Annotated in this window: 26 protein-coding genes, 1 tRNA gene and 1 other RNA gene; 6 read left to right on the top strand and 22 right to left on the bottom strand. The window is 68.0% G+C overall.

The genetic code is table 11. The annotated features are described in order from the left end of the window. Positions 1-51: 51 nt before the first annotated feature. On the top strand, positions 52-1278 hold the full coding sequence (locus B9Y82_RS14830; protein ID WP_100473816.1) for an acetylornithine transaminase: 1227 nt from the start codon (positions 52-54) through the stop codon (positions 1276-1278). Positions 1279-1331: 53 nt separating this feature from the next. Here the strand turns inward: B9Y82_RS14830 and B9Y82_RS14825 are convergent, their stop codons facing one another. Next, positions 1332-1934, bottom strand: coding sequence for an HAD-IA family hydrolase (locus B9Y82_RS14825; protein WP_100473815.1), 603 nt, complete (start codon positions 1932-1934; stop codon positions 1332-1334). A gap of 123 nt (positions 1935-2057) precedes the next feature. Between B9Y82_RS14825 and azu the strand changes: the two genes are divergently transcribed. Next, positions 2058-2507, top strand: coding sequence for an azurin (azu, locus tag B9Y82_RS14820; RefSeq protein ID WP_100475245.1), 450 nt, complete (start codon positions 2058-2060; stop codon positions 2505-2507). Positions 2508-2595: 88 nt separating this feature from the next. Here the strand turns inward: azu and hemL are convergent, their stop codons facing one another. Together hemL and thiE are read right to left on the bottom strand one after the other, a co-directional pair. Next, a complete protein-coding gene (gene hemL / locus B9Y82_RS14815) occupies positions 2596-3885 on the bottom strand; it encodes a glutamate-1-semialdehyde 2,1-aminomutase (RefSeq protein WP_100473814.1) in 1290 nt (429 codons plus the stop codon). 16 nt (positions 3886-3901) lie between these two features. Beyond that, entirely contained in the window at positions 3902-4528 is a 627-nt protein-coding gene (gene thiE, locus B9Y82_RS14810) for a thiamine phosphate synthase (protein ID WP_100473813.1), read from the bottom strand. 34 nt (positions 4529-4562) lie between these two features. Between thiE and B9Y82_RS14805 the strand changes: the two genes are divergently transcribed. Beyond that, positions 4563-4787 carry a rubredoxin gene (locus B9Y82_RS14805; RefSeq protein ID WP_006467103.1) on the top strand — a complete coding sequence of 75 codons (225 nt, stop codon included), beginning with the start codon at positions 4563-4565 and terminating at the stop codon, positions 4785-4787. Positions 4788-4846: 59 nt separating this feature from the next. On the opposite strand, the gene B9Y82_RS14800 is transcribed toward B9Y82_RS14805, so the two are convergent. From B9Y82_RS14800 to B9Y82_RS14765, 8 genes are all read right to left on the bottom strand, one after another. Then, complete coding sequence (locus tag B9Y82_RS14800; RefSeq protein ID WP_100473812.1) at positions 4847-5692, bottom strand: SirB1 family protein; 846 nt, start codon at positions 5690-5692, stop codon at positions 4847-4849. 145 nt (positions 5693-5837) lie between these two features. Beyond that, positions 5838-6281 carry a DUF192 domain-containing protein gene (locus B9Y82_RS14795; protein WP_100473811.1) on the bottom strand — a complete coding sequence of 148 codons (444 nt, stop codon included), beginning with the start codon at positions 6279-6281 and terminating at the stop codon, positions 5838-5840. A 21-nt stretch (positions 6282-6302) separates the two neighbouring features. Beyond that, positions 6303-6950, bottom strand: coding sequence for a ribose-5-phosphate isomerase RpiA (rpiA, locus tag B9Y82_RS14790; RefSeq protein WP_100473810.1), 648 nt, complete (start codon positions 6948-6950; stop codon positions 6303-6305). 22 nt (positions 6951-6972) lie between these two features. Continuing rightward, positions 6973-7452, bottom strand: coding sequence for an EVE domain-containing protein (locus B9Y82_RS14785; RefSeq protein ID WP_100473809.1), 480 nt, complete (start codon positions 7450-7452; stop codon positions 6973-6975). Then, positions 7449-8042 (bottom strand): 5-formyltetrahydrofolate cyclo-ligase, encoded by a 594-nt coding sequence (locus B9Y82_RS14780; protein ID WP_100473808.1) that lies wholly within the window; start codon positions 8040-8042, stop codon positions 7449-7451. The genes B9Y82_RS14785 and B9Y82_RS14780 overlap by 4 nt, the downstream gene beginning before the upstream one ends. A gap of 83 nt (positions 8043-8125) precedes the next feature. After that, positions 8126-8311, bottom strand: a non-coding RNA gene (ssrS, locus tag B9Y82_RS14775) — 6S RNA. 154 nt (positions 8312-8465) lie between these two features. Continuing rightward, on the bottom strand, positions 8466-8762 hold the full coding sequence (locus B9Y82_RS14770; protein WP_100473807.1) for a cell division protein ZapA: 297 nt from the start codon (positions 8760-8762) through the stop codon (positions 8466-8468). Further along, the gene (locus B9Y82_RS14765) at positions 8759-8980 is read right to left on the bottom strand and encodes a TIGR02449 family protein (protein WP_005410898.1); all 222 of its coding nucleotides are present in this window, start codon (positions 8978-8980) and stop codon (positions 8759-8761) included. The genes B9Y82_RS14770 and B9Y82_RS14765 overlap by 4 nt, the downstream gene beginning before the upstream one ends. Before the next feature lie 153 nt (positions 8981-9133). Between B9Y82_RS14765 and B9Y82_RS14760 the strand changes: the two genes are divergently transcribed. Together B9Y82_RS14760 and B9Y82_RS14755 are read left to right on the top strand one after the other, a co-directional pair. After that, positions 9134-9682: a YecA family protein gene (locus B9Y82_RS14760; RefSeq protein WP_100473806.1), complete on the top strand. Its 549-nt coding sequence runs from the start codon at positions 9134-9136 to the stop codon at positions 9680-9682. A gap of 5 nt (positions 9683-9687) precedes the next feature. Beyond that, complete coding sequence (locus B9Y82_RS14755; RefSeq protein ID WP_100475244.1) at positions 9688-11010, top strand: aminopeptidase P N-terminal domain-containing protein; 1323 nt, start codon at positions 9688-9690, stop codon at positions 11008-11010. A gap of 554 nt (positions 11011-11564) precedes the next feature. Here the strand turns inward: B9Y82_RS14755 and pepQ are convergent. The 7 genes from pepQ to rph all read right to left on the bottom strand — a co-directional run bounded on the left by pepQ (position 11565) and on the right by rph (position 18746). After that, on the bottom strand, positions 11565-12896 hold the full coding sequence (pepQ, locus tag B9Y82_RS14750) for a Xaa-Pro dipeptidase (protein ID WP_100473805.1): 1332 nt from the start codon (positions 12894-12896) through the stop codon (positions 11565-11567). Positions 12897-12971: 75 nt separating this feature from the next. After that, the gene (locus B9Y82_RS14745; RefSeq protein ID WP_100473804.1) at positions 12972-13346 is read right to left on the bottom strand and encodes a PilZ domain-containing protein; all 375 of its coding nucleotides are present in this window, start codon (positions 13344-13346) and stop codon (positions 12972-12974) included. Then, on the bottom strand, positions 13343-15622 hold the full coding sequence (locus B9Y82_RS14740; protein ID WP_100473803.1) for a DUF1631 family protein: 2280 nt from the start codon (positions 15620-15622) through the stop codon (positions 13343-13345). Before B9Y82_RS14740 ends, B9Y82_RS14745 begins: the two co-directional genes overlap by 4 nt. 135 nt (positions 15623-15757) lie before the next feature. After that, a complete protein-coding gene (gene hemW / locus B9Y82_RS14735) occupies positions 15758-16984 on the bottom strand; it encodes a radical SAM family heme chaperone HemW (protein WP_100473802.1) in 1227 nt (408 codons plus the stop codon). Positions 16985-17041: 57 nt separating this feature from the next. Further along, entirely contained in the window at positions 17042-17638 is a 597-nt protein-coding gene (gene rdgB, locus B9Y82_RS14730; protein ID WP_100473801.1) for an RdgB/HAM1 family non-canonical purine NTP pyrophosphatase, read from the bottom strand. Continuing rightward, positions 17635-18024: a VOC family protein gene (locus B9Y82_RS14725; RefSeq protein WP_100473800.1), complete on the bottom strand. Its 390-nt coding sequence runs from the start codon at positions 18022-18024 to the stop codon at positions 17635-17637. Before B9Y82_RS14725 ends, rdgB begins: the two co-directional genes overlap by 4 nt. Then, the gene (gene rph / locus B9Y82_RS14720) at positions 18021-18746 is read right to left on the bottom strand and encodes a ribonuclease PH (RefSeq protein WP_012512000.1); all 726 of its coding nucleotides are present in this window, start codon (positions 18744-18746) and stop codon (positions 18021-18023) included. Before rph ends, B9Y82_RS14725 begins: the two co-directional genes overlap by 4 nt. A 124-nt stretch (positions 18747-18870) precedes the next feature. On the opposite strand from rph, the gene B9Y82_RS14715 reads away from it, so the two are divergent. Further along, complete coding sequence (locus tag B9Y82_RS14715) at positions 18871-19731, top strand: YicC/YloC family endoribonuclease (protein WP_005410888.1); 861 nt, start codon at positions 18871-18873, stop codon at positions 19729-19731. 65 nt (positions 19732-19796) lie between these two features. Here B9Y82_RS14715 and selD read toward each other — a convergent pair whose 3' ends face one another. The 4 genes from selD to selA all read right to left on the bottom strand — a co-directional run bounded on the left by selD (position 19797) and on the right by selA (position 24375). Next, on the bottom strand, positions 19797-20876 hold the full coding sequence (gene selD / locus B9Y82_RS14710) for a selenide, water dikinase SelD (RefSeq protein WP_100473799.1): 1080 nt from the start codon (positions 20874-20876) through the stop codon (positions 19797-19799). A 26-nt stretch (positions 20877-20902) separates the two neighbouring features. After that, positions 20903-20998, bottom strand: a tRNA-Sec gene (locus B9Y82_RS14705). A 24-nt stretch (positions 20999-21022) separates the two neighbouring features. Then, a complete protein-coding gene (gene selB / locus B9Y82_RS14700; RefSeq protein WP_100475243.1) occupies positions 21023-22954 on the bottom strand; it encodes a selenocysteine-specific translation elongation factor in 1932 nt (643 codons plus the stop codon). Further along, complete coding sequence (gene selA, locus B9Y82_RS14695) at positions 22951-24375, bottom strand: L-seryl-tRNA(Sec) selenium transferase (RefSeq protein WP_100473798.1); 1425 nt, start codon at positions 24373-24375, stop codon at positions 22951-22953. Before selA ends, selB begins: the two co-directional genes overlap by 4 nt. Positions 24376-24377 lie beyond the last annotated feature (2 nt).

Below are 24377 nucleotides of genomic sequence, written 5' to 3'. Positions count from 1 at the left end.
CCGCAGGGGTTCCGGCGCGAGAATGGGTGTTCCTGAACCCTGCCGACTGCCATGACCGCCGCTACCGATCCGCTGATCTCCCTGTCGCACTACTACCTGCCGGTCTACAAGCCCCGCCAGGTGGTACTGGAGCGAGGCCAGGGCGCCCGCGTGTGGGACAGCCAGGGCCGTGAGTTCATCGACCTGGCCGCCGGCATCGCCGTGTGCGGGCTGGGCCACAATGATCCGGACCTGGTGGCCGCGCTGGTCGAGCAGGCCGGCAAGCTCTGGCACACCAGCAACGTGTTCTACAGCGCACCGCCGCTGCACCTGGCCGAGGAGCTGGTGAAGGCCAGCCGCTTCGCCGAGCGCGTGTTCCTGTGCAACTCCGGCGCCGAAGCCAACGAAGTGGCGATCAAGATGGTCCGCAAGTGGGCTTCCAGCCAGGGTCGCCCGGCCGACAAGCGGGTGATCATCACCTTCCGTGGCAGCTTCCACGGCCGCACGATGGGCGCGGTCACCGCCACCGCCCAGCCGAAGTACCAGGAAGGCTACGAGCCGCTGCCCGGTGGCTTCCGCTACATCGATTTCAACGATGAGCTCCAGCTGGAAACCGCGATGGCCGCCGGCGACGTGGCTGCGGTGATGCTGGAGCCGATCCAGGGAGAGGGCGGCGTGATGCCGGCCAAGTCCGGCTTCCTCAAGCGCGTGCGCGAGCTGTGCGACCAGCACAACGCACTGCTGGTGCTGGACGAGATCCAGGCCGGCATGGGCCGTACCGGCACGTTGTTCGCGCACTGGCAGGACGATGTGGTGCCGGACATGGTCACCCTGGCCAAGGCGCTGGGCGGCGGCTTCCCTATCGGTGCGATGCTGGCTGGCCCGAAGGTGGCCGAAACCATGCAGTTCGGCGCGCATGGCACCACCTTCGGTGGCAACCCGCTGGCTGCCGCGGTGGCCCGCGTGGCGCTGCGCAAGCTGGCCTCGGCGGAGATCGCCGCCAACGTCAGCCGCCAGTCGAAGGCGCTGCGCGATGGCTTCGCCCGCATCAACGATGAGTTCGGTGTGTTCAGCGATGTGCGTGGCCGCGGCCTGATGCTGGGCGCGGTGCTCAGCAAGGACTTCGCCGGCCAGGCCGGTGTGATCCTCGATCATGCCGCCGAGCAGGGCCTGCTGACCCTGCAGGCCGGCCCGGACGTGCTGCGCTTCGTGCCGTCGCTGAACATCACCGACGAAGAAGTGGCCGAAGGGCTGAAGCGCCTTCGCGCGGCGATTGCAGCGTTCATCGCAGCGCGCTGAAGCCCCGGCGCTGGGGTCGGATCCCTCTCCTGCGGAGAGGGCTCTGGCCCCGATCAGTTCACGGCGTAACGCTTCAACACCTTGCCCAACCCACGGCCATCGCGCACGGTTTCCGCGTGCAGGCCGGCAGCGCGCGCGCCACGCACATTGGCGAACAGGTCATCGACGAACAGCGTTCGCGCAGGCGCCACGCCCAGCGCTTCCAGCGTGCGCAGAAACACTGCTGGCGCAGGCTTGCGCAGGCCAAAATCCGCGCTGCAGAACACGCGGCCCTGCAAGGCAGGAAACAGATCCGGCAACAGGCTGGGCAACGCCTGCACCATCAGCGCGCCGTTGTTGGTCAGTACTGCCATTGGCAGCTGCAGGGCCTGCAGCCGCTGCAGCACGGCAAACTGCGGGTGGCTGGCGGCCTGGCGCGCGGCGGTCCATGTCGTCACATCAACGGTTCTGCCCAGCAGCGCCCCCAGCCGTGCCAGATAGGCCGGACCGTCCAGCGTGCCATTGTCATGCGCAGCTTCCAGCCCGCTGTCATACAGCGCGGCCTGCACGGCCGGCGTCGGAACCCGCAGTGCCTGTGCCAGGTGCAGCACGCGCTGCGCGCGCTGGTATTGCACCAGGACGCCATCTACATCCAGCAGCAACAGATCGATCCGCATCGCCCGAGCATGCCACTGCAGTGAGTGCGCGGGAAAGCCTGGAGTTGGCATGCGACAGACGGTCGCAGACGGGGACGCGGGGGCCTGCCTAGAATGGCGCTTGAATCCGCAGGAGACGCAATGATGAAGGCTTGGATGGTGGCAGTGGGGCTGGGTGCGCTGGTGCTGGCGCCGTCGGCGATGGCGCGGGTGTGTGCGGTGAGCATCGACAGCACCGACCAGATGAGCTTCAGCAGTCGCGAGATCAAGGTCGCCGCTGATTGCACCGCCGTGGACCTGACCCTGCGCCACACCGGCAAGCTCGCCGCCACCGCGATGGGCCACAACTGGGTGCTGACCCGCACCGCCGATTACCAGCCGGTGGCCATGGCGGGCATGCGCATGACCCTGGCCGACAGTTACCTGCCGAAGGCTGACAAGCGTGTGCTGGCGCACACCAAAGTGATCGGCGGCGGCGAGACCACGCGCGTGCGCTTCTCTACCCAGGGCCTGCAGAAGGGCGGTGACTACACCTTCTTCTGCTCGTTCCCCGGCCACTTCGCGATGATGAAGGGCAAATTCGTCTTTGGTTGAGTGGATGGAAAAAGGGGACGGAGGGGATCAAGTCGTTTGTGCACAAACGACTTGATCCCCTCCGTCCCCTTTTTCGTGCAGAGCGGGCTCAGCCCTTGGCGGTCTTGAATGCCACGCGTGCAGCGGCCAGGGTGGCCTCGATCACGGCATCATCGTGGGCGCTGGAGAGGAACCCGGCCTCGTATGCCGACGGCGCAAGGAACACGCCCTGTTCCAGCATCGCGTGGAAGAAGCGGTTGAACGCCGGGATGTCACAGGATGTGGCCTGCGCATAGGTCTCCACCTTCTCGCTGGTGAAGAACAGGCCAAACATCGCACCCACGCGGGTGGTGGTCACTGCCACGCCGGCTTCGGCGGCGGCCGCTTCCAGGCCGGCACACAGGCGCGCGGTGCGCTCGGCCAGGTCGGCGTGGAAGCCCGGCTGCTGGATCAGTTCCAGCATCGCCAGGCCAGCAGCCATCGCCACCGGGTTGCCGCTCAGCGTGCCGGCCTGGTAGATCGGGCCGGCCGGGGCGATCTGCTGCATCAGCTCGCGGCGGCCGCCGTAGGCACCCACCGGCATGCCGCCGCCGATGATCTTGCCGAAGGTGGTCAGGTCCGGGGTGATGCCGTAGTGCGCCTGCGCACCGCCGAGGGCGACGCGGAAGCCGGTCATCACCTCGTCGAAGATCAGCAGCGCGCCGTGCTTCGTGCACAGTTCGCGCAGGTGCTGCAGGTAACCCTCGCGCGGCGGGATGCAGTTGGCGTTGCCGACCACCGGTTCGATGATCAGGCCGGCGATCTCGTTACCCTGCTGTTCGAACAGCGCCGTGGCCGCTTCGAAGTCGTTGTAGGGCAGGGTCAGGGTCAGTTCGCTCAGGCCGGCAGGGACGCCCGGCGAGGTCGGCACGCCCAGGGTCAGCATGCCGCTGCCGGCCTTGACCAGGAACGAGTCGCCATGGCCGTGGTAGCAGCCTTCGAACTTGACGATGCGGTTGCGGCCGGTCGCACCACGCGCCAGCCGGATCGCCGACAGCGTGGCTTCGGTGCCGGAGTTGACCATGCGCACCATCTCGCACGACGGCACCAGGCGGGTGATGGTCTCGGCCATGGTGACTTCGGCCGCGCACGGCGCACCGAACGACAGGCCGTTGTCGATCGCCTTCTTCACCGCCTGGCGCACGGCCGGATGGTTGTGGCCGACGATCATCGGGCCCCAGGAACCGACGTAGTCGATGTAGCGGTTGCCATCGACGTCGTACAGGTAGGCGCCGTCGGCGCGCTCGACGAAGAACGGTTCACCACCGACTGACTTGAACGCGCGTACCGGCGAATTGACGCCGCCCGGCAGCAGCTGCTGGGCGCGGGAGAACAGGGCGTGGGACTGGTCGTGGTTCATGCGGATTTCCTGGGCATTACGCGAACTGGGCGAGGTAGGCGCGCTGGACCGCAAGCGGGTCTTCGGCGGCGAACACGCTGCTGACCACGGCGACCAGATCGGCGCCAGCGTCGATGATGGGACCGACATTGTCCGGCGTCAGGCCGCCGATCGCCACCCGCGGCACGCCCAGTGCGGCGCTTTGCCGCAGCAGGTCGGTATGGGCGCGGCTGCTGGTGATCTTGGTGGTGGTCGGGAAGAAGGCGCCGAAGGCCACGTAGCTGGCACCGGCGGCCACGGCCTGCTCGGCATTGGCCAGCTGGTCGTAGCAGGAAGCGCCGATGATGGCTTCGGGGCCGAGCAGGGCGCGCGCGCTGGGGATGTCACCGTCGGTGCCGCCCAGGTGCACGCCGGCGGCGCCGACTGCCTTGGCCAGTGCCGGGTCGTCGTTGACGATCAGCGGCACGCCGTGTTCCACGCACAGCGCCTGCAGGGCGGTGGCCTGCTCCCGCCGCAGCGCGTCACTGGCGGTCTTGTTGCGGTACTGCAGCCAGGTGGCGCCCGCAGCCAGCAGCGGCGCGGTACGGGCCAGCAGGCGCGCGGTATCGGGCTCGTCCGGGGTGATCAGGTAGACGCCGCGGGGCGCCGGGGAAGCAGAAGTCATCGATGGCTACCGGTGAGTGGACCGCGATGGGACAATGGCGGCCCGTGAATCCAGCCCTGATTATCCGATGAGCGATGCCACCCCCACCACCTTGCGCACCTGGATGTGCGTGGTCTGCGGCTTCCTTTACAGCGAAGCGGACGGCCTGCCGGAGGAGGGCATCGCGCCGGGGACGCGCTGGGAGGACATTCCCGAGACCTGGACCTGCCCGGACTGTGGCGTGACCAAGGCCGATTTCGAGATGGTCGAGGTCGATTGACGGGTGGGCCACCCGGCCCCTCCGGTGGGTGTGGACCGTTGATCCACACACTGACACCTTCAATGCAACCGCGGCACCGGTCCGCCGAGGTCGATCAGCTTCTCGCGCAGCCACTGCGCATCGCTGGCTTCCGGGTTGCGCTTCAGGTACTGCCCCAGGTCGTGGCGGGCACCGGCCAGGTATTCCAGCTGCAGGTAGGCCAGGCCGCGGTCGCGCAGCGCGTCGTCCTGCTCCGGGGCCAGCTTCAGCAGGCGGTCGGCACTGCGCGCGGCACGGTCCCATTCGCCGGCTTCGGCGTACACGCCATGCAGGTTGCGCAGCATGCGCATCAGGATCGCACGCGCCGGCGCCGGGTCCAGGATCTGCGCCAGTACCTGGTCGTCCGGCATTTGCCCACCCAGATGTGACTTGGCGCGTTCGCGCAGTTCGTCCACGTCCAGCGGGCGGCCACCGTTGAACGGGTCCATCACCAGCACGCCGTCGTCTACCGGCAGGCGCACCAGGAAGTGGCCGGGAAAGGACACGCCGTCGAGCGGAATGCCCAGCCGGCGCGCGACTTCCATCTGCACCAGTGCCAGCGAGATCGGGTTGCCCAGGCGGCGCTCGAAGACCTGGTTGAGGTAGCTGTTGCGCGGGTCGTAGTACTCGTCGTGGTCGCCGCTGTAGCCCAGCTCGTCGAACAGGTGGCGGTTGATCGCCGCCATCTTCAGCGGGCTGTTGTCGATGCTGTCCACTTCCGAGCGGAGGTGGTCGACATGGCTCTGGATCAGTGCGTCGTAGGTCGACGGCTGCAGATCGGGGTATTCATCGCGCGCGATCAGCAGCGCGGTCGGCAGCAGTGGCAGCGCCTCGTCTTCGAGGTCGGCCAGTGCATCCCAGTCGGGGAGTGTGATCCGGTCCTGCATGGCCACAGACTGGCGTCATTCGCAGGCGGTTTCAAGCGGTGCCGCGTGAAAAATTCAGGGGTCAGATCCCTTTCGCGTGCGAAAGGGATCTGACCCCGGCAGGATTGCCGGCCAGCGGCCGGCACTACCGCTGGCAGAACCCTTGTTACTCGATGCCCGGTCCGAGCTTCAGCTCCGTGCCATCCTTCAGCTTGAGCTTCTCGGCCTGGCCGGCGTTGAGCTCCAGCACATAGCGCGCTGGGCCGCCGCTGGGGTAGGGCGGGCACATGTCGCCGGCCGAGCACGGCGGTACGTCGCGCTGCTGGCTGACCAGCTTGCGCTGGCTGTCGAAGTACAGGATGTCCAGCGCGATCCTGGTGTTCTTCATCCAGTACGCCTGCATTTCTTCGCGGTCGTGGATGAACAGCATGCCGTGGTCGGCCGACATCTGGTCGCGGAACATCAGTCCGCGCGCGCGGGTTTCATCGTTGGTGGCCAGCTCGACCTGGTAGCGGGCACCCTCCAGCTCGACCCAGTGGCGGGCCGCATCGGTGGCACAACCGGCCAGGGCCAGCAGCGGAAGCATCAGCAGCGAACGCAGCAGCGACATCGTCAGGATCCTTCGAAAGGGTCAGAGCACGACCGGCGGTTCGCCGCCGACGATCACCACATCGGCGCGGCGGCGCGCGAACAGGCCGACGCAGACCACGCCCGGCAGCTGGTTCAGCTCGCGCTCCAGCTTTTCCGGATCGGTGATCTGCAGGTTGTGGATGTCCAGGATCTGGTTGCCGTTATCGGTGATCACGCCTTCGCGCCAGGTCGGCTGGCCGCCGGTCATGTCGCGGATCTGGCGGGCGACCAGGCTGCGCGCCATCGGGATCACTTCCACCGGCAGCGGGAACCTGCCCAGCACCGGCACCTGCTTGCTCGGGTCGATGATGCAGATGAAGCGCTCGCTGGCCTCGGCGATGATCTTCTCGCGGGTGAGCGCGGCGCCACCGCCCTTGATCAGGCACTTGTTGGCGTCGCACTCATCGGCGCCGTCGACGTACAGCGACAGGTTGCCGCTGTGGTTCAGCTCGATCACCTCGATGCCGTGCTGCTTCAGGCGCGCGGTGCTCTGTTCGGAGCTGGACACGGCCCCCTTGATGCGGTGCTGGATGCGGGCAAGGGCATCGATGAAATAGGCCACGGTGGAACCGGTGCCGACACCGACGATCATGCCGTCTTCAACGTACTCGATGGCTTTCTCGGCGGCCAGGCGCTTGGCTTCGGACATGGGAGAACTCTCAGGCAGGGGATCAGGATTTCTTTTCCAGCGACAGCAGCAGCTTCCACTGCGCGGCGGTCACCGGGAACACCGACAGGCGGTTGCCCTTGGCAACCAGCGGGAAGCCTTCGCCGAGTTCGTCGGCGTGCAGCTTGATCTCGTCCAGCGCGATCACCTGCTTGAGCTTGCGGTCGAAGGCCACGTCCACCAGCATCCAGCGCGGGTTCTCGCGCGTGCTCTTGGGGTCGTGGTAATCGGATGTCGGGTCGAACTGGGTGTCGTCCGGGTAGGCCGTGCTGGCCACCGTGGCCAGCCCCACGATGCCGGGGACCTTGGTATTGGAGTGGTAGAACAGGATGCCGTCGCCCACCTGCATGCCATCGCGCATGAAATTGCGCGCCTGGTAGTTGCGCACCCCGTTCCAGGGTTCGACCTTGACCTTGGCCAGGTCATCGATGGAGAAGGCGTCCGGTTCGGACTTCATCAGCCAGTAGCGCTTGCGGGCGGTCATGCGTTCACAGGGGCAGCGGAGGGGAACAGGGTGCCTTCTTCAGTGCAGATCGCATCCACCGGCACGTCCCACGACGCCACCGGCAAGGACTCGACCTGCTGCACCGCGAACGCTGCACCGACCAGCCAGGGCGGCGCCGGCCGGTCGTGGCGGAAGGCGAAGCTGCGATCATACCAGCCGCCCCCCATGCCCAGCCGCTGGCACTGCGTGTCGAAGCCCACCAGCGGGGCCACCACCAGCGCCATCTGCGCCGGTTCCAGGGTGTCCTCCATGGCCACGTCCGGCTCGGGAATGCCATAGCGGTTGCTGGTCAGCGGCTGCCCGGGCCGCCACGGCGCGAAGCGCAGCACGTCGCCGGCCAGCACCGGCAGGCAGTAGGTGAGTCCCTCGGGCAATTGCAGCTGCCAGCGGTGCAGGGCGATTTCGCCATCCAGCGCCCAGTAGCCGGCCACGGCGCCTTCGCGCGGGGCGAACGGCAGGGCGAGCAGAGACTCGGCAAGCGATTCGGCGGCGGCAATGCGCTCACCGGCGGAAAGGTCGCGGCGGCGTTGCCGCAGGTCGTGGCGCAGGGCCTGGCGCGGGTCGGTCATGGCAGCGTGCGGCAAGGATCAGCCGCCATTGTGCCGGAAAGAACAAGGGCGACGCCCGAAGACGCCGCCCTTGCTGGAATATTGCATTCTCCGCAATGTCGATGCATGCGAAACGACCTTGAACCCGGGGGCTCAAGTGGGAACGCTGGAGAACCATCGGGCTTCCCGCTACAAGGCGGACCTGCACTCCCGGCGCTGTCGCGCTCCCGGTGTCGTTCTTAAGGGACAAGGCGAATGTTTGCACATGCCGTCGAGTACCGCAGAGAACGCGTGGCCATTATAGCCAGCGTGCAGGATCTGGATAGGCCGTTCGTCGGCAACAGTCCGTGCCAATTCAGATACGCGAAAAAGGGGACGGAGGGAATTAAGACGTTTCCAGCACGGAAGGGGCGAATGCGCCTTAATTCCCTCCGTCCCCTTTTTCTATGGGGGGGCGTCGATCGCGCGGTCCAGGCGCCGGTTCAGGTCGGCCAGCGTCTGCTGCAGGGCCACTGCCTGGCGGGCGTTCTCGTCGCGCAGCAGCTGCAGTTCGTGGGCCAGGTTCAGTGCGGCCAGCACGGCGACGCGGTCGACGGCGGCCATGCGATTGCTGCCGCGGATTTCGCGCATGCGCGCATCGAGCAGGCGCGCGGCGGCCATCAGGCTGTCGCGTTCATCGCCGCCAACACCCACGGTGTATTCACGATCGAGGATGCGGACACTGACCGGTTCGGCGCTCATGTGTGCTGCTCCAGGGATTTGAGCCGGCTGATCATTGCTTCCACCCGCGAGCGTGCCTGCTCGTTCTTGGCCAGCAGCGTGGAACGCTCGGCCACCAGCTGTTCCTGCTGGTGGCGCAGGCTGCGGTTCTCCTCGGCCAAGCGCTGGTTGCGTTCAAGCAACGCTTCCACGCGGGCGGCGAAGTCCTGCAGCTGGGCAAGGGGATCGGCGGGTTCCATGCAGGCACGATAGGCAAGCCGGGTAAGGGCGGTCAAGCGTTGTCGCAGCAAGGCCTGGCGGCCGCAGAGAGGATGCTGCGGGGTTGCTACACTACGGGGTCTCACGGGCGCGCGCGTGCGCGCCCCGGGTTTCCTTTCCGAACGAGCCGCACGATGACCGAACTTCCCTCCGTCGACGACGTTACCCGCGCCAGCCAGGAACTGGGCCTGGGCGCCACCGCTGCCGAGCTGCATGGTGCGCTGTGTGGCTGGCTGGCCGCGGGCGGCGCCCCCGGCAATGACTGGCCGGCGCGGGTGCTGGCCGACGACAACCTGCCGCCGGTGGCCGCCGACAGCGTGCTGGGGCAGCTGCTGCAGGCCACCATCAAGCAGCTGGAAGACCGCGACTTCGCCTTCGAACTGCTGTTGACCGACGGCGACGACGTGTCCGCGCAGGCTGATGCCATGTTCAGCTGGACCCGCTCGTTCCTGGGCGGCTTCGGCCTGGGCAGCGGCGGTCGCCGCCCGGCCCTGTCCGAAGAGGGCGAAGAAGCGCTGACCGACATGGCCAGCCTGGCCCGTGCCTCCAGCGAGGATTTCGAGGCCGGTGGCGACGATGACGAAGAAGCCCTGTCGGAGATCGAGGAATTCATCCGCGTGGCAGTACTGCTGCTGCACGGCGACGTGGTGCTGGCCTCGCGTCATCGGCAGCGCTTGAACTGATGGACATCAAGCAGCGCACCGGCATCGCGGCCGGCGAATACAAGCGTCGTCGCCGCCAGCTGATGGACATGGCCGGCGAGGACGCGATCCTGGTACTGCCGGCCGCGGCCGAGAAGGTGCGCAGCCTCGATACCCACTATCCGTTCCGGCAGGATTCGGACTTCCAGTACCTGAGCGGTTTCCCGGAACCGGAAGCAGTGCTGGTGCTGATTCCGGGCCGCCGCCACGGCGAGGCCATCCTGTTCTGCCGCGAGCGCGATGCCGAGCGCGAGGCCTGGGACGGCAGTCGCGCCGGCCAGGAAGGGGCAGTGGCGCAGTACGGCATGGACGATGCCTACCCGATCGATGATCTGGACGACATCCTGCCAGGCCTGCTGGAAGGGCGCTCGCGCGTTTACTACCACTTCGGCCGCGATGCCGATTTCGACCTCAAGCTGATCGGTTGGGTCAACCGCGTGCGCTCGCAGGTGCGCCACGGCGCACAGCCACCGCATGAGTTCCTGGAACTGGGGCACCTGCTGCACGAGCAGCGCCTGTTCAAATCAGGTGCAGAAGTGGCGCTGATGCACCACGCCGCGCAGATCAGCGTGCGTGCGCATCTGGCCGCGATGAAGGCCGCCAGGGCGGGCATCCACGAGTACGAACTGCAGGCGGAACTGGAGCGCGTGTTCCGCGCCAACGACGCAGTGCCAGCCTATTGCAGCATCGTCGGTGCCGGCCGCAACGGCTGCATCCTGCATTACCGCGACAACAACGCACGTTCGCGTGATGGCGAACTGGTGCTGATCGATGCCGGTGCCGAATACCGCGGCTATGCCAGTGACATCACCCGTACGTTCCCGGTGAACGGCCGCTTCAGTGCCGAACAACGCGCGCTGCATGACCTGGTCGGCGAGGCACAGGCTGCGGCGCTGGCCCAGGCCCAGCCGGGCGTGCCATACGAGGCCGGTCACCTCGCGGCGGTGCAGACCCTGACCGAGGGCCTGCTGCGGCTGGGCCTGCTGAAGGGCACGCTGGAAAAGAACCTGTCCGAAGGCCTGTACCAGCGTTTCTACCGGCACAAGACCGGGCACTGGATCGGGCTGGATGTGCACGACGTGGGCGACTACCGCTTGGCGGGCGATTCGCGCCTGCTGGAGCCGGGCATGGCGTTCACCATCGAGCCGGGGCTGTACATCGGCGTGGACGACACGACGGTGGAGCCGCGCTGGCGCGGTATCGGCATCCGTACCGAGGATGACGTGCTGATCACCGACGACGGCCATCGCGTGCTGACCGAAGGCCTGGCGCGCAGCGCCGATGAGATCGAAGCGGTGATGGCGGGGTAAGGGGCTTTTCTGCAGGGCTTGCAGCCCTGCATCCGCTACACGCAAGAGCAACAGCAACGGCGGGCATTCCGTGGGATGGCGGGGCACTGTGGGTTTGCGGGGACGCCGTGAATCCATCCCTGGAGGCTTGGTCGCCGCATCCATGCGGCTCACACCCCGCAGACCCACAGTGCCCCGCCTTCGACAGGTTCACGCGGCTGTTGGTGGGTGCCGACCGTTGGTCGGCACATCTGTCAGATATCGAATGAATCCTCCACGCATGGCGTGGATCTACTGGCGACTGCGGCCGTTGGAACGCGCGGCTGTTGGTAGGTGTCGACCTTGGTCGACACAGAGCGAGCGCAGCGAGAGACCCGCTTTTGCTCTTCTTCTTTCTTTTCCGTGGTTGAACGCGCGCAAGAAACTGTCAGAGGTGGGGCGGGGTGGGTTCGCGGGGGTGTCCGCGGCATGGATGCCGCGGCCAAGCCTCCAGGGATGGATTCACGGCGTCCCCCGCGAACCCACCCCGCCCCGCCAAGCGCGGCTTTTGATTTCAGCGACCAACCACGAGGGGCTCAGCCGTTCGCCGCCGCAAACTCCGGCCGCGTCAGGTTGTCCGCTTCGCCCTCGGTGCACAGCACTTCGTCTTCGATGCGGATGCCGCCATACGGACGGAAGAAGTCCACGCGCTCCCAGTTGATCGCATCGCCATGGCCGGCGTCCTTCACTTCGTTCAACAGCATGTCGATGAAGTACAGGCCCGGTTCGATGGTCACCACCATGCCCGGTTCCAGCACGCGGGTCAGGCGCAGGTACGGGTGGCCGGCCGGGCGCTCGATGCGACCGCCTTCGTCGCTGGCTGCGAAACCCGCCACGTCGTGCACCTGCAGGCCGATCAGGTGGCCGATGCCGTGCGGGAAGAACGCGGCGCTGACGCCGGTTTCCAGCGCGGTCTGCGGCGACACCTTGATCACCCCGAAGTCCTTCAGCACGCCCATCAGCGAAAGATGTGCGTCCACGTGCAGCTGCTTGTAGTCGAAGCCGGGGCGCACGGCTGCGCACATCTGCTGCTGGGCGGCGTCGACGGCGGCGATCATCGCTGCGAATTCGTCGTGGCCGTGCGCGGCGTAGGTACGGGTGATGTCGCTGGCGTAACCGTGCGCGCTGGCACCCGCATCGATCAGGAAGCTGCGCAGCGGTTGCGGTGCCTTGCGGCCCAGCTCGGTGTAATGCAGCACGGCGGCATGTTCGTTCAGTGCCACGATGTTGCCGTAGGGCAGCTCGTTGGCATCCTGGCCGACGGCCTGGCAGTACGCCATGTGGATGCTGAACTCGTCGGCACCGTTGCGGAACGCGGCTTCGGCGGCGCGGTGGCCGCGCACACCCAGCACCTGCGCCTGGCGCATCAGCGCGATTTCATACGGCGTCTTGCTGCCGCGGTGCCATTCCAGGTAATTCACCACGGGCGCCGGGTTGTTCGGCACGTAGTTGCCCAGTGCGCTCTGCGGCTCGCCGAGGATCGCGCAGCGCGACGGGTCGGCCGGCAGCAGGGCCAGCGCCTCTTCCGGCGTGCGGATGATGTGGATGTCGAAGTGGTCCACCCACCAGCCGCTCGGCGCATCCGGCACCACGTGCCAGTAGTCGAAGGGCTGGTGGAAGATCACCGCCGGGCGCTTGCCGGGGGTGAACACGATCCAGCTGTTGGGTACGCGGGTCAGTGGCAGCCAGGCCTTGAACTGCGGATTGGCGGCATAGGGATAGTCGCGATCATCGAACACCTGGTAGTGCAGGGTGCCGCTGGGCACCACCAGATGATCGAAGCCGCCGCGGGCCAGCGCCTGTTCGGCACGTCGGCACAGCACGGCCAGGTGGTCGGGATACAGGGCGCCGGGGTCTTGCTGGATCATTGCGGTGGCTCGACACGGGAAACGGCCCTAGATTCTGCCGCATACCGGGAAAAACCGCTGTGCTGGAACCGGCACTCAGGTCGTCGAAACCTGCCCCTCGTCGCTGTCTTCGCCTACCCACTGGCGCAGCAGCTGCCGGTGTTCGCGCGACAGGGTGAGGAACCGGAAGCCGGTCCAGCTCTGGCCGGGGGCATGCGCGGGCTCGCTCCACAGCAGGTGCACGCCCACATCGATGTCCTGTTGGCGGCCATCGCCCAGCGGCAGCGGGAAGCGCAGCTGGTACAGCGCATCCTCGCGCAGTGGCGCGCTGGCCAGCATCAGCATGCCGGTTTCAGAGACATTGCCGAGACGACCGACCACGCATTCGCGCATCTGGTCAGTGACCGGCACCAGGTCCGAGACCTGGCGGCGGGGCGCGCGGCGTGTGTCCTGCGGCGGTACGGCTTTCATGCGTGGGTCTCCTGCGTGCGGCTGGCTGCCAGTGCGCGCAATGTGCCCAGGCTGGCTTCCCAGGCGCGGTCGACCAGCCGGGCCTTGTCTTCGGTGACCAGCTGCGCGTGCCCAGCGCTGATCTGCCGGGCCAGCGTATCCAGATCGGTGTCGACGATCTTCTGCCCGCGTGGATTGACGAACAGGGCGTGGCCGGTCAGCAGGCTGTACCAGGAAAGGCGCTGGCGACGCAGCGTGCCATCACCGGCATCGATGTCGAACCAGCTGCCGAACGGCAGGGTGCACAGCTGCTGGTAAGCGGCTTCTTCGGCACTGCTGCGCGGTGTCGCGGGCGCCGTGCCGGCCGTCGTGCCGGCATGCTCGCCCAGGCGCGCACGCGCCTTCAGGCGGGCGCTGAGTTCGGTACGCGAGGTGCTTTCGTCCTCGCCGCCGGGCGTGGCCAGCCGGCGAGCGACGGCGGCGGCTTCCTCGGCGTGGTAGCCGACCTGCAGCAGGGCGGCCTCGACGTCCGCGGCGAGTGCGGCATCGGTGCCGCCGGGGCCATCGACGGCCTGTGCCGTGATCGCAGCGATGCGCTGGGTCTGCTGCAGGCGCTCCTGCCATTGCAGTGAATCGTCGCCATGGCGCAGGCGGGTGAGGGTGAGTGCATCGGCCCAGGCCTGGCGCAGCAGGGTCTGCACGAAGCGCGGCGGTTCCTGTGCGTCGCAGCACTGGTCGATCTGTGCATTGGCCTGGCGGCGCGCCAGTTCCAGCCGTTCCTTGCCACGCGCGGCTTCGACGTGACGGCGCTCGGCCAGTTCGGCGCGGTGGGCCGCCGCGCGCTGGTGCTGCTGCACGTCTTCGTTGGCGGTGGCGAAGGCCTCGGGCGAGCGCGCATCCTGGCTGAGCAGGCCCTGCACGCTCTGCGCCATGCGCTGCAGCAGCTGGGGGTCAACATCATCGTCGCCCAGCCAGTTCGCGCCGACTTCTGCAATCTGGTTGAGCAGTTCGCGTGCAGGGTGTTCGTCGCGCACGAAGAAGCCGGGGTCGGCCATCGCCGCGCGCGCCAGCGGCACCTGCAGGCGCGCCAGCAGGGCCGCCGGCACCGGGTCGGGACGCTGCTGCTGCTGTACCTGCTGCATCAGCAGGCGCAGCAGGTCGAGGTTGTCGCGGTCGTGGCTGCCCAACTGGGCCTGCGCGCCGTGCTCGCTGCGCAGCTGGGCGACCACCGCCGCCTGCAGGTCGACGACGCCGGTGGCCGCGCTGGACTGGGCCTGCAGGCGCGCGAGGACCGCGTCGACCGCCGCACTGGGCACGGCAGCAGCCTCTGCGGGGGGCGCCGTGGCGTGGCGCGCCTGTTGCAGCAGTTCATGCAGCGCACTGCCGGTGGACGTGGTCACGCCGGGAGTTGCGGCACCCGGGGTGACCGCATCGTTGAAGGCATCCTGCACCAGGTTCGACCAGGAACCGGCGGCAGCGGAGCCGTTCCAGCCCGTCAGTGGTGCGGCGGCACGCTTGGCAGGCTGGGTTGCGCGGCCACCGCCCACCGACTGGGTGAGGATCCGCCGGGTACTCGACGAGCGTGCCAGGTACGGGGTGTAGACCAGCCCCGGCAGCACGCCGTGCTGGGCCAGCAGCGCATTGGCGCGGTCCAGCACTTCGCCCAGGCGTTCCAGCACCTGCCGTTCGAAGCTGCGGTACAGCGCAAGCTGCACCTCCACCCCGAGGGCGTCCTGCTCGGCGATCCGGCGCACCATCGTGCACAGGGCCTGTGGTGCCAGGGGCAGGGTATCGGCCTCGAAGGTGGGCGCCGCAGCGAGCACACCCAGGCGCTGGCCCAGCAGGTTCAGCGTGTTGGCCGAGCGCAGCGTCTCCCGGCGCACCATCTCGGTCAGCAGCAGGTCGCGATCAACCTCGTGCTCATCGACCAGTGAAAGGCCGAGCGTGCCTGGCAGGGGCGGTGGCGTGGCGTTGGCTGCAGCGGCGGTGGACGGCGCGCGCAGGGTCGCCAGCGCCTCGGCCACGGCATCGAGCATGCGGTCGGCGAAATGGCCGGCGAAGGCATGCAGCTGGCCACGCTGGGCCATCAGGTCCGCCTGCTGCATGGGATTGCGCGCGCGGTCGGCGTCGTGCAGCAGCGTCTGCTCCAGCGCTTCGACGGTCAGGATCAGGGGGGCGGCCAGCGTTTGCCGGCACAGGCCGATCAATGCACCCAGCAGCTCACGCACCCGCGGTGGCAGGTCGCTGGCGGCCAGGCGGGCTTTGTCGGCAGAGGTGATGGAAAAGACAGCTGACATCGGCGAGCGGTACCCGGATTCCCGCGGATCGATTCTGTGAATCTACCGTGTCGGCCGCGGTTGGCGCTACTTTAGGGTGAATGTCGCTTGCCTGCGCCGGCCAGCGGCCGGCACTACCCGTTGCCGCGGCAGGGATCACGCCTCCAGGAACAGGCTCACCACATCGTTGGTGAAGCGGCGGCCCAGTTCAGTCGGCCGCACATGGCCGTCGGTCACTTCCAGCCAGCCGTGCTGGACCGCCTCGGCCAGGGGGGCGTCCAGCACGCTGCGCGGCAGCCCGGTACGCGACTCGAAATCGCGCAGGCTGAAACCTTCGTGCAGGCGCAGCAGGTTGAGCATGTACTCGAACGGCAGGCGCTCGGGTGCGATCACATCGTCGCCCCCGAACGAGCCCGGAGTACCGGCACTGTCCAGGTAAGCCTGCGGATGCTTCAGCTTCCAGCGGCGCAGCACGTGTTCCTCGGCACCCGAGCTGATCTTGCCGTGCGCGCCGGCACCGATGCCCAGGTAGTCGCCGAAGCGCCAGTAGTTCAGGTTGTGCGCGCTCTGCCGGCCGGGGCGTGCGTAGGCGCTGACCTCGTACTGGCCGAAACCGGCCTGCGCCAGCAGTGCCTGGCAGTGTTCCTGCATGTCCCAGGCGTTGTCTTCATCGGGTATGCCCTGCGGCGGCCGCGCGAAGAACACCGTGTTCGGTTCCAGGGTCAGCTGGTAGTGCGAGATGTGCGCCGGCTGCAGCGCGAACGCGCGTTCAAGATCGGCCTCGGCACCGGCCAGGGTCTGTTCCGGCAGCGCGTACATCAGGTCGATGTTGAAGTTGTCGTAGCCCGCGTCCTGCGCCATCTTCACCGCGCGCTCGGCTTCGCCACTGTCGTGGATGCGGCCCAGGCGCTTGAGCATCGCATCGTCGAAACTCTGGATGCCGAAGCTGAGGCGGTTCACGCCGGCTGCGCGGTAGCGGTCGAAACGGCCATGCTCGGCCGTGCCCGGGTTGGTTTCCAGGGTGATTTCGGCATTGGGTGCAAAGCGCAGGCGGGCGCTGGCCTGCTGCAGGAAGCGGTCGATCGCTTCCGGCGGGAACAGGCTGGGCGTGCCGCCACCGAAGAACACGCTGTGCACCACCCGGCCCCAGACCAGCGGCAGGTCCTGGTCGAGGTCGCGCAGCAGTGCATCGATGTAGGCATCGAACGGCAGCTCGCCCTTGGCCTGGTGCGAATTGAAATCGCAGTACGGGCACTTGCGCACGCACCACGGCAGGTGCACGTACAGCGACAGTGGCGGTGGTACCAGGCGCGGCGCGGTCTCATGGTCGCCTGGGCAGGCTTCGCCGGGCAGGTGGTTGCAGTGGTCGTGGGCGTGCGGCATGGGCGTCATCGGTAGTGCCGGCCGCTGGCCGGCTTCCCTGGGGTATTCAGCAAGGCGTCAAAGCCAGGTGGCCAGCTGCTGCTTGAGCTGCTGCAGGGCGAGGGCACGGTGGCTGATGGCGTTCTTCAGGGCCGGCTCCATTTCTGCAGCGGTCAGGCCGTGGGTGGTGTCCAGGAACACCGGGTTGTAGCCGAAGCCATTCGTGCCACGCAGTTCGCGGATGATCTGGCCCTCCCAGCGGCCCTCGCAGATCAGTGGCTGCGGGTCGCTGGCGTGGCGCAGCAGCACGATCACCGCATAGAAGCGGGCGCTGCGCTGACCATCGGGAACGTCGGCCATCGCGTCCAGCAGCTTGGCGTTGTTGGCTGCAGCATTGGTCGGGTGGCCGGCATAGCGCGCGCTGTACAGGCCCGGTGCACCGCCGAGGGCATCGACGATCAGGCCCGAATCATCGGCCAGCGCCGGCAGGCCGGTCGCTTCGCAGGCCGCGCGCGCCTTCAGCAGCGCGTTCTCGACGAAGGTCAGGCCGGTTTCTTCCACATCGCCCAGGCCCAGTTCGGCGGCCGAGGTGATCTGCAGCGGCAGGTCGGCGAGGATCTCCTGCATCTCCACCAGCTTGCCGGCGTTGTGGCTGGCCAGTACCAGTTTCTTCATTGACGGGGCTCCAGCAGGTCCCAGGTGTTGCCATAAAGATCGCGGAACACCGCGACCGTTGCATAGGGTTCTTCGCGCGGCGCTTCCAGGAACTCGACCCCGGCAGCCAGCATCGCGGCGTGGTCGCGGTGGAAGTCGTCGGTGTTGAGGAAGAAGGCGACCCGGCCACCGGTCTGGTTGCCGATGCGGCTGCGCTGTTCCTCGTCGCTGGCACGGGCCAGCAGCAGGGCGGCAGCGCTGCCGTCGGTCGGGCCGACCACCACCCAGCGCTTGTGGCCCTGGTCGATGTCCTCCAGCAGCGCGAAGCCGAGCTTGCCGGTGTACCAGGCAATGGCTTCGTCATAGTCGGCCACCACCAGGGTGGCCAGGGCGATGCGGCGGTTCATGCCGACAGCGCCGCCTGCTGCGCGTCCAGCAGCTCGCGCACGCCCTTTTCGGCCAGGCCCAGCAGCGCGTCCAGTTCATCGCGGCGGAAGGCATGGCCTTCGGCGGTGCCCTGCAGCTCGATGAAGCCGCCGCCATCGTTCATCACGACGTTCATGTCGGTGTCGCAGTCGCTGTCTTCGGCGTAGTCCAGGTCCAGCACCGGGGTGCCGCGGTACACGCCCACCGACACGGCGGCCACTGCGCCCAGGATCGGGTTGCGCTTGATGTCGCCACGCTTCATCAGCACGTTCACCGCATCGACCAGCGCCACGTAGGCGCCGGTGATGGCAGCGGTGCGGGTGCCACCGTCGGCCTGCAGCACGTCGCAGTCGAGGGTGATGGTGCGCTCGCCCAGCGCGTTGCGATCCACGCAGGCACGCAGGCTGCGGCCGATCAGGCGCTGGATCTCCAGCGTGCGGCCACCCTGCTTGCCACGGGCCGCTTCGCGGTCGCTGCGGGTGTGGGTGGCGCGCGGCAGCATGCCGTACTCGGCGGTCACCCAGCCTTCGCCCTTGCCGCGCAGGAAGCCCGGCACGCGGTTCTCGACGCTGGCGGTGCACAGCACACGGGTTTCACCGAAGCACACCAGCACCGAACCTTCGGCGTGGCGGGTGAAGCCGCGTTGGATGACGACCGGGCGGAGCTGGTCGGGCTGGCGGCCGCTGGGGCGGGAATCGGACATGGTGCGGGTTCCGTAATGGCGTGGGAGTACGCCGCCACGCCCGCGGCCTTCACGGGGCGGGCAAGGGGGCTCTGGTGAGGGCGCTAGGGTACCATTCCCCCTTTGCACGCACCGGACACAATCCATGATTCGAAGCATGACCGCCTACGCCGGCGGCGAGCGGGTCACCCCGTGGGGCACGCTGGGCTGCGAGCTGCGCTCGGTCAACCACCGCTTCCTGGAGGTCGGAACCCGCCTGCCCGAGGAACTGCGGGCGCTGGAGCCGCAGCTGCGCGAGCGCATTGCCGCACGCCTGAGCCGCGGCAAGCTGGATCTGGTGATGCGCCTGCGCGCGCCGGAAGCGGCGGCAAACCTGCAGGTGGACGAGGCCCTGCTGGGCCAGCTGGGCCGCCTGGCCCACCGCCTGACCTCCGATTTCCCGAACCTGCAGGTCAGCTTCACCGATCTGCTGCAGTTGCCGGGCGTGACCCGCGGCGAGGCCACGGATGCCGCCGCCCTGCAGGTCGAGGCGCTGGCCCTGCTGGACCAGGTGCTGGACGGCTTCGTCGAGGCCCGTGAGCGCGAAGGTGGCAAGCTGGCCGCGGCCATCAGCGAGCGTGTGGACGGCATCGAACGCATCGCCACCGAAGTCCGCACCCTGATTCCGGCCATTCGCGACGGGCAGCGCGCCAAGCTGGCCGCACGCCTGGCCGACCTGCCACACCCGGTCGACCCCGGCCGCGCCGAGCAGGAACTGGTGCTGTGGCTGCAGAAGCTGGACGTGGATGAAGAGCTGGACCGCCTCGGCAGCCATATCGTCGAGATCCGGCGCGTGCTCAAGCAGCGCGAACCGGTCGGCCGCCGCCTGGACTTCCTGCTGCAGGAGTTCAACCGCGAAGCCAATACGCTGGGCTCCAAGTCGGTGGACAGCCGTACGTCCAATGCGGCGGTGGAGCTGAAAGTGTTGATCGACCAGATCCGCGAACAGGTGCAGAACATCGAGTGATGTTGCATCCAGCCGTACAGCAGGGGCGCCTTCGGGTGCCCTTGTTGTTTCAGCGCATCAGTGCATCAGTGCACCCTGACGGCCGGCGCTCCCCCGCTCAAGCGCCCCACCACGGCCGCCTGGCCGAATCCGGCATCGTGGAAGCAGGCCAGCACCGCATCCACCGCTTCCGGGGCACAGGACACCAGCAGCCCGCCACTGGTCTGCGGATCGGTCAGCAGTGGCTGCCACTGGGCGGCCAAGCCCTCGGCGAAGCACACCTCGGCGCCATACGAGGCCCAGTTGCGGTTGGAGGCACCGGTCACGCAGCCACGCTGCAGCAGGTCCAGGCTCTGCGGCAGCAGCGGCACCTGTGCACTGTCCACTTCGGCGGCGACGCCGCTGGCGCGGCACACTTCCAGCAGGTGGCCGAGCAGGCCGAAGCCGGTGACGTCGGTCATCGCGTGCACGCCGTCCAGCGCGGCCAGTGGCACGCCCACGCTGTTCAAGCGGGTAGTCGACGCGATCATCTGCCGGTAGCCCTCGGCATCCAGGACTTCTTTCTTCAGCGCCGATGAATACACGCCCACGCCCAACGGCTTGCCCAGCACCAGCACATCACCGGCGCGGGCATCGGCATTGCGCTTGAGCCGCTGCGGATCGAGCACGCCGATCGCGGCCAGGCCGTAGATGGGTTCCACCGAATCGATGCTGTGGCCGCCGGCAACCACGATGCCGGCATCGGCGCAGGCGCGCTCGCCACCCTGCAGGATGCCGCGGATGGTGTCCTGCGGCAGGGTGTTGATCGGCATGCCGACGATGGCCAGCGCGAACAGCGGGCGCGCGCCCATCGCATACAGGTCTGACAGCGCGTTGGTGGCGGCGATGCGGCCGAAGTCGAACGGGTCGTCGACAATCGGCATGAAGAAGTCGGTAGTGGCGACGATCGCCTGATGGTCATCAAGGCGATACACCGCCGCGTCGTCGCTGGTCTCGCGGCCGACCAGCAGCTCAGCCGGTGCCGGAAGCGCGGGGACCCTGCGCAGCAGATCAGCCAGCACGCCCGGCGCGATCTTGCAGCCGCAGCCACCGCCATGCGCGAGAGACGTCAGTCGTTGTGGGACATCGGCCGTTGAAGGAGCGGGGGACTGCGCGTGCGTGGCCATGCCGACATCTCCTGCGGAAACACGAATGGCGGAAGGCAGCAGGAGTCGAACCTACCAGGGAACGATCGACGCCCCCTACTGGGTTTGAAGCCCAGCCGCATGCCCGGATGCGCATGCCTTCCGAAAGTACGGCGGCACCGGTGGGCTCACTCGTGGGCTGCGTTCCACTGCAGGTCGCCGCGCGGCCGATGCTGGTCACCGACGCGCCGAGTGTAGCCAACGCGATTGAAGAACTCCAAGATCTGGATGCTGCGTTTGCGCCCCAGGCCGATGGCATCGCGGAATGTGGCCGCATCCACCGTGCCGGTGGCCTGTGACAGCTGCGCGACGATCGCGGCCAGCTCGGCGATGCGGGTGGCTGCATAGAACAGGTCAGGTACCACCTGGAACAGTTCGCCGCGCATGGCGGCGCGGCGCAGCGGGGCGCGGACATCGTCTTCGGCGAGGCCGAGATCGGCGGCCAGCGTGCGCACCCACGGCGGATCGAAGCCACCGGCATGCAGTTGCGGCAGTACGCGTTCGAGCAGCAGGCGTTCGTGTTCTGGCGGTGCGTGATCGTGGCCGGGCAAGCGCCACCATGCGCCCACGCGCTGCAGCGTGCCATCGGCGAGCAGATCCTGCAGCAGGGCATTCCACAGGCTGCTCGCCAGCGCGGGCAGGGTGCTGCGCTGCAGGCGTCCACTGTCGACACCGGGTTCGTCGGGGCGTCGCTCATGCCATCCACGCAGTGAGGTGATCACCTGCTCGCGCAACGCCTGCCAGTGCAAGGCAAGGATGATCACCGTGTCTTCGCGGGTAGCGATGCGTCGCGCGTCTTCAGGCAGTTCGATCTGGTCGGCGGCACGTCGGCAATACCGTTGCAGGGAGGTGAGGGGAATGCCGGCAGGTGCCTGCTGCAGCAGGGGGACAACACCGGCACCGGCCGCCAGCTGCTCCAGTGCCCCCAGCCATGCGAGTCGTGCCGTGCTGCGCCGGCGCCGCTGCGGTGGGTCCGGATCGAGTACGACGCCACCGCCCAGGGTGTGGGTGGCCGATGAATCACGGGCGATGAAGCGATCACCACACATCGCGCAGACCGGCGCGTCGAACACCAGCTGCACCAGCTGCCCATCGCCTTCGTCCTGGTCCTCCAACAGCACCACATGCGCCTGGCGATGCATCGTGCCCCAGTGGATGTGAAGCGGCGCCCAGTCGCGCAGCGCCACGGCCCGCGCGGACAGCCGCAGGCGCACATCGACGCGGGGGGTGGCCAGCAGTGCGCGCGGGTCGGCAATCCAGTCGCCACGATGAATCTCGTCGCGGGCGATGGCGGCCAGGTTCAACGCGCAACGCTGGCCGGCCATGGCGTGTTCGCTGGGCTGGCTCTGCGCGTGGATGCTGCGCACGCGGACATCGGTAGCGGCGGGCATCAGTTGCAGGTGCTCGCCAGCCGTGGCGATGCCACCATGCACCGCGCCGGTCACCAGCGTGCCGTGGCCGGGCAACGAGAACACGCGGTCCACCGGCATGCGGAACAGCTCGCTGCGCAGTTCGGCTTGGCGCGTGCTGGCGTCGTCCGCCGCCCACGCGTGCAGCTGGGCTCGCAGTGCGCTGATGCCGGCATCGTCGGGCGCGGTGCTGTTGCAGGCGAACAGAGGTGAATCCTGCAGCGGTGTCGCGGCCAGCAGCGCAGCGATCTCGATCTCGACCCGGGCGATGCGCGCCGCATCCACGCGGTCGATCTTGGTCAGGGCCACTGCACCCCGGTTCACGCCCAGCATCAGCAGGATCGCCAGGTGCTCGCGGGTCTGGGGCATCACCCCATCGTCGGCGGCGACCACCAGCAGGGCGACATCGATGCCGGTGGCGCCAGCCACCATCGTGTGCACGAAGCGCTCATGGCCCGGTACGTCGACGAAACCCAGCGTGGTCGCAGGGCCTTCATTGCCCGAACGTTCCACCGGGACATAGGCGTAGCCCAGCTCGATGGAGATGCCGCGCGTACGCTCTTCCTGCAGGCGATCGGTTTCGATGCCAGTCAGTGCGCGCACCAGGCGTGTCTTGCCATGGTCGATATGCCCGGCGGTCCCGACGATCATGCCTGCAGCATGCTCCATTGGGCCAGGAAGGCCACTTCGTCGGCGGGTTCCAGGCAGCGCAGGTCCAGCCACAACGCGTCCTCTGCGATACGGCCCACTACCGGGCGCGGCAGTTGGCGCAGGCGCTTGGCCAAACGGTCCAGTCCGCCGCGACGCGCGCTGGTGATGCGCAGCCCCGCGCTTGCCAGCTGCGCCCCTGGCTGCGCACCGCTGCCGATCTGGCTGTGCATCGACGCCCGTTCAAGGCTGTAGCCGGCCGCAAGCGCGGAACGCATCGGCTGCAGCAGGCGCTGGGCCTGCGAACCCATGTCGTCCTGCGAGCGCGACAGGGTGCGCAGGGTCGGCAGCCGTTGCGCCAACAGCTCCGGTTCGCGGTACAGGGCCAGCACCGCTTCCAGCGCAGCCAAGCCCATCTTGTCCATGCGCAGCGCTCGCTTCAGCGGGTTGCGGTTGATACGGGCAATCAGATCGGCGCGACCGGCGATGATGCCGGCCTGCGGCCCGCCCAGCAGCTTGTCGCCGCTGAAGCAAACCAGGTCGGCGCCGGACGCCAGCGTTTCCTGCACGGTGGGCTCGTGCGGCAGGCCGAACGAGGCCAGATCACACAGGCTGCCGCTGCCCAGGTCCACCACCAGTGGCAAGCCATGTTCGTGCGCGATCGCGGCCATCGCTGCGGTGTCGACCTTGGCGGTGAAGCCGCTGATCGTGTAGTTGCTGGCATGCACTTCCATCAGCAGTGCGGTGCGTGCGCCAATGGCGTGGGTGAAGTCGGCCGGGTGGGTGCGGTTGGTGGTACCCACCTCCAGCAGCCGCGCACCGGCGCTGCGCATCACGTCGGGAATGCGGAAGGCGCCACCGATCTCCACCAGTTCGCCGCGCGACACCACCACCTCGCGTCGGTTGGCCAGGCTGTTGAGCAGCAGCAGGACCGCCGCCGCATTGTTGTTGACCACGGTGGCGGCCTCAGCGCCGGTCAGTTCGCAGACCAGCGCCTGCACCCGTGCATCGCGGTCGCCGCGGCGGCCGCGGGTGATGTCGAATTCCAGATCGACCGGCGCTGTCATCGCGCGGGTGACGGCGTGCACGGCGGCATCGGGCAGCAATGCGCGACCGAGGTTGGTGTGCAGTACGGTGCCGGTCAGGTTGAACATCGGCTGCAGGTCCAGCCGTGCATCCGCGGCGAGGGCGGCGTCGAGCGCTGCGACCAGTGCCGGGCCGTCAACCGCTTCCTGCAGCTGCGCGGTCGACAGCTGGCCGGCGCCGATACGGTCGCGCAGCATCTGCAGGCGCGAGCGCAGCAGGTGGGTGATGCGGCTGCGGCCGTGGACGTCAATCAGTGGTGACAAGGCCGGCAGGCGCAGCAGCCGGTCCAGCGAGGGCAGGGTAGTGGCAGATGCAGGGATGGGGGGCGTGCGTGGCATCG

The organism is Stenotrophomonas maltophilia, assembly GCF_002799155.1.
Lineage (GTDB): Bacteria > Pseudomonadota > Gammaproteobacteria > Xanthomonadales > Xanthomonadaceae > Stenotrophomonas > Stenotrophomonas maltophilia_R.
This window is presented reverse-complemented; position numbering and strand designations above follow the sequence as displayed.